Raw genomic sequence first — 17394 nt, forward strand, 5'->3', positions numbered from 1 at the left:
GGCCCTCGAAAGCTGCTACCGGCGCTGCCGGCCGTCGGCCGGAGCGGCCTAGCGGCGGGCGACGCCCTCGCGCCGGGCGGCCTCGGCCACCGCCTTGGTGACGGCCGGGGCGACCCGCTCGTCGAACGGCGACGGGATGACCTTCTGCGCCGTCAGCTCGTCGGCGACGACGCCGGCCAGCGCCTGGGCGGCGGCCAGCTTCATGCCCTCGGTGATCCGGGTGGCCCGCACCTGGAGCGCGCCGGCGAAGATGCCGGGGAAGGCCAGCACGTTGTTGATCTGGTTCGGGAAGTCGCTGCGGCCGGTGGCGACCACGGCGGCGTACTTGTGCGCGACCTCCGGGTGGATCTCCGGGGTGGGGTTGGCCATCGCGAAGATGAAGCAGCCCTTCGCCATGGTGGCGACGGCCTCCTCAGGCACGGTGCCGCCGGAGACGCCGATGAAGACGTCGGCGCCGTTCAGCGCGTCGGCGAGCGAGCCCTTGAGACCGGCCCTGTTGGTGACGGCGGCGATCTCGGCCTTGACGTCGGTCAGGTCGCCCCGGCCCTCGTGGACGACGCCGCGGCGGTCGCAGACGGAGACGTCGCCGATGCCGGCGGCCACCAGCATCTTGGCGATGGCGATGCCGGCCGCGCCGGCGCCGGAGATGACGGCCCGCAGGTCGCCGATCTCGCGGCCGGTCACCTTGGCGGCGTTCCACAGGGCGGCGGTGGAGACGATCGCGGTGCCGTGCTGGTCGTCGTGGAAGATCGGGATGTCCAGGGCGTCCTGGAGCCGGCGCTCGATCTCGAAGCAGCGGGGGGCGGAGATGTCCTCCAGGTTGACGCCGCCGAAGGAGGGCGCCATCCGGACCACGGTCTCGACGATCTCGTCCACGTCGGTGCAGGCCAGCGCGATCGGCACGGCGTCGACGCCGCCGAACTGCTTGAACAGGATGGCCTTGCCCTCCATCACGGGGAGCGAGGCCTCGGGGCCGATGTCGCCGAGCCCGAGCACCGCGGTGCCGTCGGTGACGACCGCGACCACGTTGGACTTCCAGGTGTAGTCGTTGACCAGCTCGGGCTGCTCCGCGATGGCCGTGCAGACCCGGGCGACACCCGGGGTGTAGGCGAGGGACAGATCGTCCGCGTCGCGCACCGGCACCGTTGCCCTGACCTCCATCTTGCCGCCGCGGTGGAGCGCGAAAACGGCGTCGACGGGGTCGACGGTGTCCTGGGTGTTGGGGTGGATGATCTCCGCTGCCACGATGACCTCTTCGTCATTGATCAGCGAGAGCGCGGTCCGACGGGCGGACGACACCGTCCAGGGAAACTGGAAACCGGGTACGCCGAAGCGGACCCGGAGCGGGGTCGGGGCGCTGCCGTCGGGCGGCGCCCTCGGGGTGAGGGTTTTGGGTCTAGTTGTCTGCGCTGTGCTTCCGGGCCGAGCGTAGGTCGGACGAAGGCATCGCACCTATGCCTTTTCGTCCTCGTCACGTGCTCTTCATCCCATTGCCGGTCACTTGACAGGCCGGGTTTCGGAAGTACCCGGGCCCGGCGGCGGCAAGGAGGAAGGAACACGCACACCCGCAGGAGTGAACGCAGACACGGAGGGGAGCTGGTGTTCGGGATACGGAGCCGCCGTACTCGGCTTCCGTTCCTTCGCACCCCGGGTCTGTCGCGACCCGGCGGCCTGTGTTCGGGATCGGGGGTCACCCGATACCAGATTCTGACACACCCGCCGCCCGCCACATCAGGGCGGGATGGGAGACTCCCCCTTTCTGGTCACTTCCGCTCCCTCGCGGATGCCGGTCGCACCACCTCGCCCCACAGAGGAGCACCACCTTGCACCACCTCTCCTGCCTGCTCCCCGGCCGCCGGGCCCTGCCGGCCGCCGCCGCCCTGACCACCGCCTCGGCCCTGCTGCTCACCGGCTGCGGCAGCTCGGACGCCCCGAAGAGCGCCGCCGACGAGGTGAAGGCCTCCGTCCCCAAGGCCCAGCGCACCGCCGGGGTGCTGCGGATCGGCTCGGACCTGAACTACGCGCCGGTGGAGTTCCGCGGCGCGGACGGCAAGCCGGACGGTCTGGACCCGGATCTGGCCAACGCGCTCGGAAAGGTCCTCGACCTGCGGATCGAGATCGTCGACACGCCGTTCGACAAGCTGATACCGGGCCTCAACGGCAAGCAGTTCGACGTGGCGATGTCCGCGATCAGCGACACGCCGCAGCGCCGTGACGCGCTCGGCGAGGACGGCAAGCCGACCGGACAGCCGGGCGTCGACTTCGTGGACTACTTCATCGCCGGCACCTCGATCATCGTGCAGAAGGGCAACCCGAAGGGGATCCGGACGCTGGACGACCTCTGCGGCCGCACGGTCGCGGTGCAGCGTGGCACCACCCAGGACGAGATCATCGGCCGCCAGGTCGCCGCCTGCGGCCGGCAGGGCAAGCCGCTGCAGGTGCACCGCTTCGACAGCGACAGCCAGGCCCTCGCCGAGGTGGCGGCCGGCACGGCGGTGGCCGGTTTCAACGACTTCCCGGTGGCGGCGTACGCGGCCAAGACCACCGACGACGGGAACCGGTTCGAGGTGACGGGCGCGCAGTCGCAGTCCAGCCCGTACGGGATCGCGGTGAACAAGAGCGACACGGCGCTGCGCGACGCGGTGGCGAAGGGGCTGGACCAGCTGATCCGCAGCGGCGAGTACGACAAGATCCTCGCGAAGTGGAACGTCACCGCGGGTGCCGCGCAGGCGGCGGCGGTCAACGGGGGGCTGTGACCCTGGGTCACCCGGGGTGAGGAGGGACGCCGGCGATCCGGCCGCGTGGGGGGCAGTGCAGCGGGCACGGGCGGGTCGCCAGGCCGGGCGCGAACAGATCTGCATACTTATACACAGGGTGACAGGGACGCGGTATTCGTCCGAATAGCGGACACCAGGACCCCTCGTTATCCGATTTTGATCTGGATGAGGGCATCCTGGCCGTCATCTGATGACAGGATTCCCATCAACTCGGATCGAGCCGGCCACTGGTCGAGGCGGTTCGGTCGACGTCCACCTCGGCGGAGGGTGGCGGATCAGTACCCGGCACCACCTGCAGACCTCTCGCACCACCGGCTCGGCCCGTACGACGAGCGCAGCCCGTACAGCGCAGTACGGACAGCCGGCCCCCGGTGTGCCGTACCCCCGACGGCGCACTCCGCCCGACCTCTCCATCAGGAGGAGACCCCCCTCATGACCGCTCGTACCCCGCGCACCCGCCTTCTCGCGGCCTGCGCCGTCCTCGCCTCCGCCACGCTCGCCCTGACCGCCTGCGGCAGCAGCAGCGACTCCACCTCGGGCTCCGGCTCCACCGGTGCGAGCGCGGGCGCCACGGTCAAGGCCGTCACGGCCGACCCCGCCCTGGCGGCACTCGTCCCGGCCGACATCAAGTCGGGCGGCAAGCTGGTCGTCGGCTCCGACGCCTCCTACGCCCCGAACGAGTTCCAGGACGACAAGGGCACCATCGTCGGCATGGACGTCGACCTGGCCAACGCCATCGCCGCGAAGCTCGGCCTCAAGGCCGAGGTCCAGAACGCCGGCTTCACCGCGATCATCCCGGGCATCGGCGCGAACAAGTACCAGCTCGGCATGAGCTCCTTCACGGACACCAAGGAGCGCGAGCAGACCGTCGACATGGTCACCTACTTCACCGCGGGCACCGCCTCCGCGGTCAAGAAGGGCAACCCGGACAAGATCTCCGCCGACGACCTCTGCGGCAAGAAGATCGCCGTCCAGACCGGCACCACCCAGGCGGACGCGATCGTCGACGTCATCAACCCGGCGTGCGTGAAGGCCGGCAAGCCGACCGTCCCGAACGACGGCGACAAGTTCGACCTGCAGACGGACGTCACCAACGCCGTCGTCTCCGGCCGCGACCAGGTCATGATGGCGGACTCCCCGGTCATCGACTACGCCCTCAAGCAGACCGGCGGCCAGCTGGAGAAGCTCGGTGCCACCACCGACTCCGCGCCGTACGGCATCGCGCTCGCCAAGGGCTCGGCGCTCACCCCGGCCGTCCAGAAGGCCGTCCAGGCGCTGATGGACGACGGCACGTACAAGGAGATCCTGCAGAAGTGGGGTGTCGACGCCGGCGCGATCGACAAGGCTCAGCTCAACGGTGCCACCAGCTGACCCTCGCCGTCCTCGTTCCACAGCGACCCCGTTCTGAGGCCACAAAGTGAACTCTCTCCACAAGGGGCCGGCTGCCCCGGGACGGCCTGATGTCATCAAGGCCGTCCCGGTCCGCCACCCCGGACGCTGGGTCGGAGCCGCAGTCATCCTGCTGCTCACGGCCATGCTGATCCACGCCATCGTGACCGTCCCCGCCTTCAAGTGGGATCTCGTCGGGCACTACCTCTTCGACGACCGCATCCTGCACGGCCTGGTGGTCACGCTGGAGCTGACCGCGCTCGCCATGGTGATGGGCGTGGTCGGCGGCATCCTGCTCGCGGTGATGCGGCTCTCGCCGAACCCGCTGCTCTCCGGCACGGCCTGGGTCTACATCTGGGTGTTCCGCGGGACACCGGTGCTCGTCCAGCTGGTGTTCTGGAACTTCCTCGGCGTGCTCTGGGCCGAGCTGTCGATCGGCATCCCGTTCGGCCCGGCGTTCTGGTCGGAGCAGACCAACGTCCTGATCCCGACCTTCGTCGCCGCCCTGCTGGGCCTCGGCCTGAACGAGGCCGCCTACATGGCGGAGATCGTCCGCGGCGGCATCCAGTCGGTGGACGAGGGGCAGCTGGAAGCGTCCCAGGCCCTGGGCATGAACCGGTTCGACGCGATGCGCCGGATCATCCTGCCGCAGGCCATGCGAGTGATCATCCCGCCGACCGGCAACGAGACCATCTCGATGCTGAAGACCACCTCCCTGGTCAGCGTCATCGCCCTGGAAGAACTCTTCCGGGCCGGACAGAACATCTACTCGCGCAACTTCCAGAGCATCCCGCTGCTGATCGTGGTCAGCCTCTGGTACCTGTTCCTCACCTCGATCCTCACCGTGGGCCAGTACTACATCGAGCGGCACTACGCCCGCGGTTCCAACCGCTCGCTGCCGCCGACACCGCTGCAGCGGATGAGCGGACTGTTCCGGGGTATGAAGTCGGCACCGGCCGCGAAGCCTGCGAACGCGGGCGTCCACGGCGGCGGCGGCGAAGGCGGAGGTGCGGCATGACCGATCTGACGAAGACCCCCGCCGAGACCGTGCCCGCCGGCCCGATGGTGAAGGCCGAGGCCGTCCACAAGTCGTACGGCCTGGTCGAGGTGCTCAAGGGCATCGACCTGGAGGTCAAGCAGGGCGAGGTGTTCTGCCTGGTCGGGCCGTCCGGCTCGGGCAAGTCGACCTTCCTGCGGTGCATCAACCACCTGGAGAAGGTCAACGGCGGACGCCTCTGGGTGGACGGCGAGCTGGTGGGCTACCGCCAGAAGGGCGACAAGCTCTACGAGCTCAAGGACCGCGAGGTCGCCATGAAGCGCCGGGACATCGGCATGGTCTTCCAGCGCTTCAACCTGTTCCCGCACATGACCGCGATCGAGAACGTCATCGAGGCGCCGGTCCAGGTCAAGGGCGAGAGCAGGGGCGATGCCCGGGAGCGGGCGATGGCCCTGCTGGAGCGGGTCGGACTGGCCGACAAGGCCAAGAACTACCCGTCCCAGCTCTCCGGCGGCCAGCAGCAGCGGGTGGCGATCGCCCGTGCGCTGGCGATGAAGCCGAAGCTGATGCTCTTCGACGAGCCCACCTCCGCGCTCGACCCCGAGCTGGTCGGCGACGTCCTGGACGTCATGCGCGGCCTGGCCGAGGAGGGCATGACGATGATCGTCGTCACCCACGAGATGGGCTTCGCCCGCGAGGTCGGCGACGCGCTGGTCTTCATGGACGGCGGCGTGGTCGTCGAGTCCGGCAACCCGCGCGAGGTGCTCACCAACCCGCAGCACGAGCGGACCAGGGCGTTCCTCTCCAAGGTGCTCTGACCCTCCACCGGGGCACCGCCCCGGCCCAGGGCGTCCGGCGCCCGGCAGGTCCATCCTGCCGGGCGCCGTCGCGTTGCCCCCGAAAGTAATAGGCTGGAGCCAGCTCACCCGTTACCGGCCCTGGAAGGACCACCGTGGAGCTCGCCTCGTACGCCGACTTCGCCGTCCGGCTCGTCAACAGCGAGCAGCCCTGGCGCGGCACCGACCAGCTGACGTCGGTGGACGCCGTACGGAGCCTGTTCGGCAGCCCGTCCCGGGCCGCCTCGCTCGCCGACGAGTCCGACCTGCCCCGGCTGCGGGCCGCCCGGACCAGGCTGCGCGGGGTCTTCGAGGCCGCCGCCGAGGGCGACGAGGTACGCGGCGTCGACCTGCTGAACAGCCTGATGATCGAGTACCCGGTCAGCCCGCTGGTCTCCGGGCACGACTACCTGGACGAGAACGGCCGCCCGCGCTGGCACCTGCACCTCGCCGACAACGCGCCCACCGCAGCCGCCAACTACACCGCGGTGGCCTGCATGGGCCTGGCCATCCACCTGACCGAGCTCGGCGCCGACCGGCTCGGCATCTGCCAGGCCGCACCCTGCCGCAACTCCTACCTGGACACCTCCACCAACCGCTCGCGCCGCTACTGCTCCGACCGCTGCGCCACCCGCGCCAACGTCGCCGCGTACCGGGCCCGCAAGCGCCAGGAGGCCCTGGAGGCGACGGCCGCCCAGGCCTGAGCGGGCCGCGCCGGCCCACGCCCGCCACCGCGGGCCATCGGCCACGGCGGCTACAGCTCCGGGCTCAGCCAGACCCCGAACCGCCGGGCCAGCCCCGGCACCCGGGCCAGCGGCCCGGCCAGCAGCGCCCGCTCCAGCCACCGCGCCGGCGCCAGCCAGGCCGGCCCGGGACGCACCCGCAGCAGCACCCGGCCGAGCACCAACTCGTCCGGCACCGCACCGAACTGACGGCTGTCACTGTCCACCGGACGGTTGTCCGAGAGCAGCCACCAGCCGCCCAGCCGCCGTCCGTCGGCGCGCTTCACCAGGCGCAGGTCCTGCTGCAGCGGGTGCCGGAAGAGCACCACCGCCCCCGGCCTGATCCGTGCCCCGTACCGGACCACCACCAGGTCCCCGTCGTACAGCGTCGGCACCATCGACGGCCCTGCCACGTCGACCACGCCGAACGGCAGCAGACCGCCACCCGGCACACCACCCGCCGGCTCCTCCATCGGCCCCACGCCTACCTCCTCGGGTTCACCGCGTCCAGTGTCCCGCACCGGGCCTCGCCCGCCCGTGTCCGAAATCGACCGGTTCAGGCTCCGCCTTTGGCCCTAGGCCCCCGGGGCCACCGCGAAAGCCGCCCTCCGGCGGGGTAATCTCAGCCGCGGGAAGACGATCTAAGGAAGGACTCCCATGTTCTCTCGTCTGTTTGCACCTCGCGCCACCGCCCAGGCCCACTGCGACCTGCCCTGCGGCGTTTACGACCCGGCCCAGGCCCGGATCGAGGCCGAGTCCGTGAAGGCCACCCAGGAGAAGTACCTGGCCAACGAGGACGCGCACTTCCGCGCTCGCGCCATCATCATCAAGGAGCAGCGCGCCGAGGCCGTCAAGCACCACATCTCGGTGCTCTGGAGCGACTACTTCAAGGCCCCGCACTTCGAGAAGTACCCGCAGCTGCACCAGCTCATCAACGACACCCTGAAGGCCGCCTCGGCCACCAAGGCGTCGACGGACCCGGCCACCGGCCAGGCCCTGCTGGACCTCATCGCCGAGGTCGACAAGATCTTCTGGGAGACCAAGCAGGCCTGACGCCTGATCGGACCCCGCGCCACGGAGCCCCCCGCTCGCCCGACGAGCGGGGGGCTCCGTGGTGCCCGGAACTTGAGTACGTGTACTCAGGCGCACCGGCCGAGGCGCCTGTTCGACGGGCTTCGCAGGCCAACCAGGTCGGGAGCCGCTGGAAACAGCTCGGCCACCGGACAGCCGGCGTCCGGGCCGCCACCCCCACGTCGGTACGGGCCACCACCGAGGACGGCAGTGAACTCGTCCTGGAGATCGGCCCCGACGGCCGGACGACCCTTCAGGCGTACCTCGGTCCGGATGTCCACCGCTCTTCCTGCAGCCGACCGGACGGTGTTCCCACGGGCAGCCCCGTCGATCCGCAGCCACCGGCCGAAGATCCCTACTGGTCCCGCTGGACCGGCGCGGGACGAATGTGACGTTCGATCAGCTGGTCACCCCGGTGGAAACGTTGGCCTTCGACTCCTGCCCGGGTGCGCGCAGGCACCGGCCCGGGCTGGAGGTTCCACCTCTACTCCAAGATCGGCTTGTGATCCCCTTCGTGGCCCGGGCCACCTTGTCGTACCGGAGGGCCGGACCACTCGCCGTGCCGGCGGTCGGAGCCCGGACGATGCCCCGGGAGGGGCCGACGGGGGCCCGGATGATCTGGCCCGCCCGTGCACGGGCCCTCTCCCGTACCGGCGGGGCTCTTGGGCCGCCGGCACGGGCGCTCCGGGCCCAAGGCGTCGTACCCGGCACCCGGGGCTCGCCGCGACGACCGGGCAGGTCCTGCCGCGACGACCGGGCGGGTCCCGCCGCGACGGTGGCGAGGTGCGCCGCGCGCCGGTTCCACAGCACCGAGGAAGATCGTCGCCAGGTGGCGGGCGCACGCCGCCGCCGGGCCCCGCCCCGGCCGCCGTCGCTCCGGCGGACGCCTGTCCGCGCACGGTGAGGCCCGGTCGAAGTCCCGGGCGTAGGCTCGTTGGTACCACTGGAATCAACCGGAGGAGCGACACCATGGGCACCACGGCGGCACCGACCGCCTTCGACACCACAGCGCTTCGCGAGGGCATCGAGCACCGGGACGCGGACACGTTGCTCGCGCTGTACGCGGACGACGCCGAGCTTCGGATGGTCGACCACAAGACCCAGCCGAGCCACCCCCTGGTCATGCACGGCCGGTCGGAGATCAGCGCCATGCTGGCCGACGTCTACGGCCGGGAGATGACCCACAAACTGGAGCAGGTCGTGGTCCAGGGCGACCACCTGGCCTTCATGGAGTCCTGCCTGTACCCGGACGGGGTCAGGGTGCTCTGCACCTCGGTCGCCGACCTCCGGGACGGCCGGATCGTCGACCAGACGTCCATCCAGGCCTGGGACGAGCAGGAGTGAGCCGCCCGCAGGCCCCGCCGGATCGGCACATCCCGCCCGGCCGGCGCTTTGAGTACCCTCGACAACATGATCCGTACCGCCGCCATAACCGATGTCCCGGTCATCCACGCCATGATCCGCGAGCTCGCGGACTACGAGAAGGCCCTGCCCGAGGCGCAGGCGACCGAGGAGCAGCTGCGTGAGGCGCTGTTCGGCGCGAACCCGGCACTGTTCGGCCTGATCGCCGAGGACGACAGCACCGGTGAGCCGGTCGGCTTCGCCCTGTGGTTCCTCAACTTCTCCACCTGGCGCGGCACCCACGGCATCTACCTGGAGGACCTGTACGTCAGCCCGGCGGCCCGGGGCGGCGGGCACGGCAAGGCCCTGCTGCTGGAGCTGGCCCGGATCGCGGTGGAGCGCGGCTACTCGCGGGTGGAGTGGTCGGTGCTCGACTGGAACGAGCCGTCGATCAACTTCTACAAGTCGCTCGGAGCGGTGCCGATGGACGGCTGGACCGTCTACCGGCTGACCGACGAGGCCCTGGCGGCGGCCGGCCGCCGCTGACCGGCCGCCGCCGGTCCGCCCGAAACCGGGTGGCGTCAACCCCTGCCACCCTGCGTCGCGAGGGCTTACCATGAGTGACCCTTGGTTCCGGAGTCGCTCGTTCCCGTGACGACGGTCAAGGATCGCGACATCCGCCCACTGATCGCGGTAACGTCTCGGGCGGATGCGCGGCGTCCGGCCACCCCTACCGGGGTATGAACCGGTACGTACCGCACCACCCCTCTGGACAGTTGGGGCGAAGCAGTTGAGCCAAGCAACAGACAGTGCCGCGGCCTCGGGGCCGGAAGCACAGCGCGTCACCCAGGAGGTGAGGGTGTCCCAGATCGACGGCGAGCCCGGAGTGAAGGACTTCGTGGAAGTCCGGCTGCCCGCGGCGGGGGCCTACCTCTCGGTGCTGCGAACAGCAACGGCGGGCCTCGCGGCCCGGCTGGACTTCACCCTGGACGAGATCGAGGATCTCCGGATCGCGGTGGACGAGGCCTGCGCCATCCTGCTCCAGCAGGCGGTGCCGGGTTCGGTCCTGTCCTGCGAGTTCCGGCTGGTCGGCGACTCGCTCAGGGTCACGGTCTCGGCACCGACCACCGACGGCCGGGCCCCCGAGCGGGACACCTTCGCCTGGACGGTGCTCTCCGCGCTGGCCGGCGAGGTGGACTCCTCGGTCGGCGACGACAAGACGGTGTCGATCAGCCTGCACAAGAAGCGCGGTGGATCCCCGGCCCAGCCGTAGCGGCGCCGCGCGGGAGCGCGGCGCACGCACCACCGAGCAAGGGCCGTACGCCCGGCGCCGCACCCGGGCCGCGCGTACGGCTCCCGGTACCGCCCAGCGCGGTACGACCAACGAGATGACTCCGGGGCCGCGACCGCGGCTCCGGCGCTCCCGGAACGGAACGGGGGAATGGCCGTGAGTGATCTGGACCGTACGGGTACCGACCGGCGAACGGCCGGCTCCGCCGAAACGGCTGCCGGCGCGGAGGCCGGCGCCCTCGCGACGGCCGGACGGGCCCTACCGCCCCAGGCGAGCGTTCCCGGCCTCGCCACCCACGACGACGCGCACCCGAAGGACGCCCACCGGATGAGCCAGCCGACCGAGCCGACGTCCGATCCGTCGACGCCGCCGCCGTCGACCGAGCCCGCGGCCGAGCCGTCGGCCGAAACGGCGGCCGCGCTGCCGGCCGAGGACACCACGGACGTCACCGACGCCGACCCGGCCGAGGCGACCGGCACCGCGGTGCGTGCCGCCGTGCCGGCGCAGCCGACCCCGCACCGGTCCGGCGCCCCGGACCGGGAGGCCGCCCGGGCGCTGTTCGTACGGCTGTCCGCACTGCCCGAGGGCTCCGCCGAGCGGGTGGAGCTGCGCAACCAGCTGGTCCGGATGCACATCCCGCTGGTGGAGCACCTGGCCCGGCGCTTCCGCAACCGCGGCGAGCCGCTGGACGACCTCACCCAGGTCGCCACCATCGGCCTGATCAAGTCGGTGGACCGCTTCGACCACGAGCGCGGCGTGGAGTTCTCCACCTACGCGACGCCGACCATCGTGGGCGAGATCAAGCGGCACTTCCGCGACAAGGGCTGGGCCGTCCGGGTCCCGCGCCGGCTCCAGGAGCTGCGGCTGTCGCTGACCACGGCGACCAGCGAGCTCTCGCAGCGGCACGGGCGCTCCCCCACGGTGCACGAGCTGGCGGAGCACCTCGGGATCTCCGAGGAGGACGTGCTGGAGGGCCTGGAGTCCGCCAACGCGTACAGCACGCTCTCGCTGGACGTCCCGGACAGCGACGACGAGTCGCCGGCCGTGGCGGACACCCTGGGGACGACCGACGAGGCGCTGGAGGGCGTCGAGTACCGGGAGTCGCTCAAGCCGCTGCTCGCCCAACTCCCGCCCCGCGAACAGAAGATCCTCGTCCTGAGGTTCTTCCGGAACATGACCCAGTCGCAGATCGCCACCGAGGTCGGCATCTCCCAGATGCACGTGTCCCGGCTGCTCGCCCGGACCTTGGCACAGCTGCGGGAGAAGCTCCTCGTGGAGGAGTAGCGCCCCGCGGACGCCGAACGCCGGCACACCCTCGGGTGTGCCGGCGTTCGGCGTCTCCTGCCCTGCTGCCGGCCCTTGCCGGGCCGCTCAGCTCTCCCGCGGCGGGTACAGCACGGCGGTCACGGTCGGGTTCAGCAGCGAGCCGATGCCGACGATGCCGAGCAGCGCCACCACCACCGCCAGGACCGACATCACGCCGCCGGTCTGCCACATGTAGTACGCCACCGGCAGGCAGATCGAGCTGGTCAGCACCGCGGGGCTGCGGCCCCAGCTGCGGAGCTTCAGCAGACCCCGGGCGGCCAGCAGCGGCATCACGCCGAGCAGCAGGATCACGAAGCCGCCGAAGACGCTCAGCCCGCGGTCGATCGGGTCGCCCACCAGCGCGGCGATCATGTCGTAGCCGCCCCAGACGGCCAGGGCCGCACCCTGCAGGGCGGCGATCGCCGCGCCGACGAGCAGCGAGGTGGGGCGGGTGGCGGTGGCGGGCGTCCGGCCGGCGGTTTCTGCGGTCACTCAAGCAGGGTAGCCGCCGCCCTCCGCGTACCGACCCGTAGGCTGGGCCCATGCGCGCTCTCCTGGTCGTGAATCCGAAGGCGACCACCACCAGTGCCCGCACCAGGGATGTCCTCACCCATGCGCTGCGCAGCGACCTCAAGCTGGAGGTCGCCCACACCCAGTACCGGGGGCATGCCCGCGACCTGGCCCGGCAGGCGGCCGACGACGGCGCGGTGGACCTCGTGGTGGCCCTGGGCGGCGACGGCACGGTCAACGAGGTGGTGAACGGCCTCCTGGCGCACGGCCCGGGCGAGCGGGTGCCGCGGCTCGCGGTGGTACCCGGCGGCAGCACCAACGTGTTCGCCCGCGCCCTGGGGCTGCCCAACCACCCGGTGGAGGCCACCGGTGTGCTGCTGGACGCCCTGGACCAGCGCCGGGAGCGCCCGGTCGGACTGGGCAAGGCGATGACCGAGGGCCTGCCGGACCGCTGGTTCACCTTCACCGCGGGGCTGGGCTTCGACGCCGGCGTGGTGGGCCGGGTGGAGGAGCAGCGCAGGGCGGGGCGCAAGTCGACCCACGCGCTCTACGTCGGGCAGGCACTACGGCACTACGTCACCGAGCGTGAACATCGCCGGGCGGGCCAGGTGACCCTTGAGATTCCGGGCCGGGCACCGACCCCGGGCCTGGTGCTGACGATAGTCAGCAACACCTCGCCGTGGACCTTTCTCGGGAACCGTCCGGTGTATCCCTCCCCGCTCGCTTCCTTCGACACGGACTTGGACGTTTTCGGCATCACCCGGATGACGGCGTTCGGTACCGCTCGAACGGTCCGTCAGATCCTGCGGTCACACACGCCTTCGAAGGACGACGCGCAGGCGGCGGGGCCGCTGGGCAAGCACGCCGTCTCCTATCACGACGTCCGGCACTTCACCTTGGTTTCACAGGAACCGGCCCCGTTTCAGGTCGACGGGGACCACCTTGGAGACAGGAGTCGCGTCAGTTTCACAGGCGTTCGGCGGGCACTGCGTGTGATTGTGTGACCAGAAGAGGGTTTCGCCCTTCTTCTCGAACGCACAAGCCCCCTTCACTCCATAGAAGTACGGGCTGTGAGCTAGGCGACACCGAAGAATCAAAAATTCCTGTCCGAAGGGGGTTGTATCCGGGCCCGAGGTTTGCGAACCTCTACATGGCGATCGGGACGCATCGCAACGGCAACAACGTCAGAGCCTGACGGACGCGGCCGGGGCGCTTCCCCTGAATCACCCGAACCCCACCCCAGCACAGACCACCCGGGCCCGATGGGCCTTTGGTCCCTTTTGCTGTTGCGGGATTCGTGAAAGCGTTCACATTCACAAGCCCATCGATTGCGCCGGCCCGGGCCACCGCCCGCCGGCAGGAGGAGTTGGACGAGCATGGACTGGCGCCACCGCGCTGTCTGCCGCGAAGAGGACCCGGAGCTGTTCTTCCCGATCGGGAACACCGGTCCTGCTCTGCTGCAGATCGAGGAAGCCAAGGCCGTGTGCCGCCGCTGTCCCGTCATGGAGCAGTGCCTGCAGTGGGCTCTTGAGACCGGCCAGGACGCCGGCGTCTGGGGCGGTATGAGCGAGGACGAGCGTCGCGCGATGAAGCGCCGCGCAGCCCGCAACCGCGCCCGCACCGCCTGATCGAAGCACCATCAGCCGTCGGGCCACCCGGCGGCCGCACGACCCGATCAACCCATGATCAAGGGCTTCCCTGCCTCTTCTGGCGAAGCCTTCCGTATGAGGGGCCGCACTCCGGTGAGGTTCCGCGACGCCGAGCGGCCCAGGTACTTGATACTGCTCACTGAGAGCAATATTGTGGGCCTAGGGCGCTCACCGTGCGCAATGCGTCGGTGATCGTCGCATCACCCAGAGCCCCCGTTCCGGCCGACTCCCCCCGACGGCCGGAACGGGTTGAGAGGCCCTGTCGACCCACCCCCCCCGGTCGACAGGGCCTCGTTTTTGTCTCTGCGGTGCCCCCGACCCGGGCGCCCGTCCGGCGCGAGGGGCGCCCGCAACAGCTGCGCGCGCCCCCAACTTCCCTGCCCCGGCCCACCGTTGGGCCTACCTGCCGCGCCGCCCCGAGGCGGCGGGCCGACCGGTCAGCGGACCGGGATCTCCAGCACCACCTTCGTACCGCCGTCCGGCGCCGCCACCATGTCGAAGGTGCCGCCCAGCTCGCCGGTCGCCAGCGTCCGGACGATCTGCAGGCCCAGATTGCCCGCCTGCTGCGGATCGAACCCCTCGGGCATCCCCCGGCCGTCGTCCTGCACCGTGATCAGCAGGTACTCCTCCGGCTTCGCCCCGCCGTTCCAGCTGTCCGACCAGCCCATCCCGGTGGCCGGCGCCCGCCCGCGCAGGGCGCTCACCTCCAGGTTCCCGGCATCCTTGCCGCCGAAGGCGTGCTCCAGCGCGTTCTGCAGCAGCTCGGTCAGCACCATCGCCAGCGGGGTCGCGACCTCGGCGGACAGGATGCCGAAGCTGCCGCTGCGACGGGTCGCCACCCGGCCGTCCTGGGACAGCTCCATGACCATCGCCAGCACCCGGTCGGCGATCTCGTCGAAGGCGACCTGCTCGTCCAGCGTCTGCGAGAGCGTCTCGTGCACGATCGCGATCGAACCGACCCGGCGCACCGCCTCGTCCAGCGCGGCCCGCCCGGACTCCGAATCCATCCGGCGGGACTGCAGCCGCAGCAGCGCCGCGACCGTCTGCAGGTTGTTCTTCACCCGGTGGTGGATCTCCCGGATGGTGGCGTCCTTGGTCATCAGCTCCCGGTCGCGCCGGCGCAGCTCGGTGACGTCCCGGGCCAGCACCAGCGAGCCGGTGAGCACCCCCTTGGGCTTGAGCGGGATGGCCCGCAGGGTGACCACTCCCCCCTGTGCCTCCACCTCGGTCTGCCGGGGCGCCCACCCGCTGGCCAGCTTCACCAGCGCCTCGTGCACGGCTCCACGCGAGGGCGGCGCCAGCTCGGCGGTGCTGCGACCCAGGTGACTGCCCACCAGGTCGGTGGTCAGTCCGAGCCGGTGGTACGCGGAGAGCGCGTTGGGGCTGGCGTAGGTGACGACGCCGTCCGCGTCCAGCCTGATCAGGCCGTCGCCGACCCGGGGCGCCGCGTCCATGTCGGTCTGCTCGACGCCCGGGTAGGGGAACGAGCCGGCCGCGATCATCTGGGCCAGGTCGGAGGCGCTCTGCAGGTAGGTGAGCTCCAGCCGGCTGGGCGTGCGGACGGTCAGCAGGTTGGTGTTGCGGGCGATCACCCCCAGCACCTTGCCCTCGCGCCGGACGGGGATCGACTCGACCCGCACCGGCACTTCCTCGCGCCACTCCGGGTCCCCCTCGCGGACGATCCGGCCCTCGTCGAAGGCGGCGTCCAGCAGCGGGCGCCGGCCGCGCGGCACCAGGTGCCCGACCATGTCGTCCTGGTAGGAGGTCGGGCCGGTGTTGGGCCGCATCTGGGCCACCGAGACGTACCGGATGCCGTCCCAGGTGGGGATCCAGAGCACCAGGTCGGCGAAGGAGAGGTCGGAGAGCAGCTGCCACTCCGAGACCAGCATGTGGAGCCACTCCACATCGGCACCGGTCAGGGTGGTGTGGCGGCGGACGAGTTCATTCAGCGAGGGCACAGGGCCGAGCGTAGTCGCAGCGCCGCCGCCGGGCCCGGCCGGAGGCCCCGCCCGGGTTGTCCAGACCAATTGCGGGCCCGCTCTGGACAAGCCAGATTGGTCTAGTCCACAATGAAGAAGCACCAAGGAGAGGCCCCCGCGCAAACTGCCCTGACCGCGCGCGGCCGCTCCTCGGTCGGACATCGCCGAACGAGGACCCCGCACAGTTCTCGATCGAAACCGGCGTCCGACGACAGCTCCGGGCTGCGGTGCCGCATGGGTTGAGGGTCCCGTGTCGGCGCCGTGGCCCGTAGTGCTTTCCGGGCCCGGGCACGGCCCCGCCGCCCACGCCGAAGCGCCCGTCCACAGGCTGTGGACGGGCGCTTCGGCGTACGGCCGGGCGTCAGTGGGTCTCGGTGACCTTCGCCAGGGCGCGCGGGGCGTCCGGGTCCTGGCCCCGGGCGATGGTGACCTCGTAGGCCAGCAGCTGCAGCGGCAGGATCTCCAGGATCGTCTGGACCTCCTCGGGGACGCCGGCGGGCAGCGCGAAGCCCGCGGAGGCGGCGTCGACCTGGTTCTGCTGGCCGATCACCACCAGGTCCGCGCCGCGGCCGCGCAGCCGGTCCAGGACCGGCTGCAGGGCCTCCCCGCCCTTGCCCTCCGGCACGATCGCGATGACCGGGGAGACGTTGTCCACCATCGCCAGCGGGCCGTGCAGAAGGTCCGCGCCGGAGAACGGCGAGGCCGGGATGTAGGTGGTCTCCATCAGCTTGAGGGCCGCCTCGCGGGCCGTCGGGTAACCGTAGCCCCGCGAGGTGATGACCAGGCGCTGGGCGAACCGGTAGCGCTCGGCCAGCGCCTTGACCTCGGCCTGCCTGGCCAGGATGCCGGCGGCCAGAGCTGGCAGCGCCTTGGCGGCCGCGCCGTCCCCGCCGCGCAGGCCCTCGACCAGCAGGTACAGCGCGAGCAGTTCGGCGGTGTAGGTCTTGGTGGCCGGCAGCGCCTTCTCCGGCCCGGCCAGCACGTCGATGTGGAACTCGGAGACCTCGGCGAGCGGGGACGCCGCGTTGTTGGTCACGGCCAGCGTGATGGCGCCGGCCTCACGGGCCGCCTTGGTGGAGGCGACCAGGTCGGGCGAACCGCCGGACTGGCTGACGGTGACGACCAGGACGTCCGTGAGGTCCGGCTTGGCGCCGTAGGCGGTGGTGGTGGACATCGAGGTGAGGCCGGCGGGCTTGCCCAGCAGGATCTCGATCAGGTACTTCGCGTACAGCGCGGCGTTGTCGGACGTGCCGCGGGCGGTCAGCAGGACGAAGCGCGGGTTGCGGGACGCGATCTCGGCGGCGATCTCGCGGATCTTGGGGGCGCCCTCGTCGAGGATGCGTTGCAGGACGGCCGGCTGCTCGGCCATCTCCGCCGCCATGATCCGGCCGGGGACGGCTGAGAGGGTCTGCGGGTCGGACATCTGGATGCCTCCGATGAGATGGTTCAACCCCTTCGGGCGGCTGCCCGGCGGGGACCTCTACGGCGGCGAGTCCGCACACTCGCTGCGGTGATTGCGCTGCAATC

17 protein-coding genes are annotated in these 17394 nt (G+C 71.1%); 12 read left to right on the forward strand and 5 right to left on the reverse strand.

What is annotated here, in order from left to right:
- Positions 1-48 precede the first annotated feature (48 nt).
- A complete protein-coding gene (locus OG689_RS16360; RefSeq protein WP_323189298.1) occupies positions 49-1245 on the reverse strand; it encodes an NADP-dependent malic enzyme in 1197 nt (398 codons plus the stop codon).
- A 578-nt stretch (positions 1246-1823) separates the two neighbouring features.
- Here OG689_RS16360 and OG689_RS16365 point away from each other — a divergent pair.
- The 5 genes from OG689_RS16365 to OG689_RS16385 all read left to right on the forward strand — a co-directional run bounded on the left by OG689_RS16365 (position 1824) and on the right by OG689_RS16385 (position 6703).
- Positions 1824-2756, forward strand: coding sequence for an ABC transporter substrate-binding protein (locus OG689_RS16365; protein ID WP_266321154.1), 933 nt, complete (start codon positions 1824-1826; stop codon positions 2754-2756).
- A gap of 453 nt (positions 2757-3209) precedes the next feature.
- On the forward strand, positions 3210-4148 hold the full coding sequence (locus OG689_RS16370) for an ABC transporter substrate-binding protein (protein ID WP_266321155.1): 939 nt from the start codon (positions 3210-3212) through the stop codon (positions 4146-4148).
- 46 nt (positions 4149-4194) lie between these two features.
- On the forward strand, positions 4195-5184 hold the full coding sequence (locus OG689_RS16375) for an amino acid ABC transporter permease (RefSeq protein ID WP_266321157.1): 990 nt from the start codon (positions 4195-4197) through the stop codon (positions 5182-5184).
- Entirely contained in the window at positions 5181-5981 is an 801-nt protein-coding gene (locus OG689_RS16380) for an amino acid ABC transporter ATP-binding protein (protein WP_323189299.1), read from the forward strand. Before OG689_RS16375 ends, OG689_RS16380 begins: the two co-directional genes overlap by 4 nt.
- Before the next feature lie 134 nt (positions 5982-6115).
- A complete protein-coding gene (locus OG689_RS16385) occupies positions 6116-6703 on the forward strand; it encodes a CGNR zinc finger domain-containing protein (RefSeq protein ID WP_266321159.1) in 588 nt (195 codons plus the stop codon).
- 50 nt (positions 6704-6753) lie between these two features.
- Here the strand turns inward: OG689_RS16385 and sodX are convergent, their stop codons facing one another.
- Entirely contained in the window at positions 6754-7194 is a 441-nt protein-coding gene (gene sodX / locus OG689_RS16390) for a nickel-type superoxide dismutase maturation protease (RefSeq protein WP_266327187.1), read from the reverse strand.
- Between the two features lie 184 nt (positions 7195-7378).
- Between sodX and sodN the strand changes: the two genes are divergently transcribed.
- From sodN to OG689_RS16415, 5 genes are all read left to right on the forward strand, one after another.
- Positions 7379-7774: a superoxide dismutase, Ni gene (sodN, locus tag OG689_RS16395; RefSeq protein ID WP_266321172.1), complete on the forward strand. Its 396-nt coding sequence runs from the start codon at positions 7379-7381 to the stop codon at positions 7772-7774.
- Between the two features lie 987 nt (positions 7775-8761).
- On the forward strand, positions 8762-9136 hold the full coding sequence (locus tag OG689_RS16400; protein ID WP_266321174.1) for a nuclear transport factor 2 family protein: 375 nt from the start codon (positions 8762-8764) through the stop codon (positions 9134-9136).
- Between the two features lie 66 nt (positions 9137-9202).
- Positions 9203-9679, forward strand: a complete 477-nt coding sequence (locus OG689_RS16405; protein WP_266321176.1) for a GNAT family N-acetyltransferase — start codon at positions 9203-9205, stop codon at positions 9677-9679.
- A 313-nt stretch (positions 9680-9992) separates the two neighbouring features.
- Complete coding sequence (locus tag OG689_RS16410; RefSeq protein WP_266321178.1) at positions 9993-10406, forward strand: anti-sigma regulatory factor; 414 nt, start codon at positions 9993-9995, stop codon at positions 10404-10406.
- A gap of 174 nt (positions 10407-10580) precedes the next feature.
- Positions 10581-11708, forward strand: coding sequence for an RNA polymerase sigma factor SigF (locus OG689_RS16415; protein ID WP_266321180.1), 1128 nt, complete (start codon positions 10581-10583; stop codon positions 11706-11708).
- Positions 11709-11795: 87 nt separating this feature from the next.
- Here OG689_RS16415 and OG689_RS16420 read toward each other — a convergent pair whose 3' ends face one another.
- Complete coding sequence (locus OG689_RS16420; RefSeq protein ID WP_266321182.1) at positions 11796-12221, reverse strand: hypothetical protein; 426 nt, start codon at positions 12219-12221, stop codon at positions 11796-11798.
- A gap of 50 nt (positions 12222-12271) precedes the next feature.
- Here OG689_RS16420 and OG689_RS16425 point away from each other — a divergent pair, with 50 nt between their 5' ends.
- Both OG689_RS16425 and OG689_RS16430 read left to right on the forward strand, forming a co-directional pair.
- On the forward strand, positions 12272-13243 hold the full coding sequence (locus OG689_RS16425) for a diacylglycerol kinase family protein (RefSeq protein WP_266321184.1): 972 nt from the start codon (positions 12272-12274) through the stop codon (positions 13241-13243).
- A 372-nt stretch (positions 13244-13615) separates the two neighbouring features.
- Complete coding sequence (locus OG689_RS16430; RefSeq protein WP_014138019.1) at positions 13616-13867, forward strand: WhiB family transcriptional regulator; 252 nt, start codon at positions 13616-13618, stop codon at positions 13865-13867.
- A gap of 458 nt (positions 13868-14325) precedes the next feature.
- Here OG689_RS16430 and OG689_RS16435 read toward each other — a convergent pair whose 3' ends face one another.
- Positions 14326-15846 (reverse strand): PAS domain-containing sensor histidine kinase, encoded by a 1521-nt coding sequence (locus tag OG689_RS16435; protein WP_266321186.1) that lies wholly within the window; start codon positions 15844-15846, stop codon positions 14326-14328.
- A gap of 382 nt (positions 15847-16228) precedes the next feature.
- Entirely contained in the window at positions 16229-17290 is a 1062-nt protein-coding gene (locus OG689_RS16440; RefSeq protein ID WP_266321188.1) for an SIS domain-containing protein, read from the reverse strand.
- Positions 17291-17394: the final 104 nt, after the last annotated feature.

This window comes from Kitasatospora sp. NBC_00240 (assembly GCF_026342405.1).
Classification (GTDB): Bacteria; Actinomycetota; Actinomycetes; order Streptomycetales; family Streptomycetaceae; genus Kitasatospora.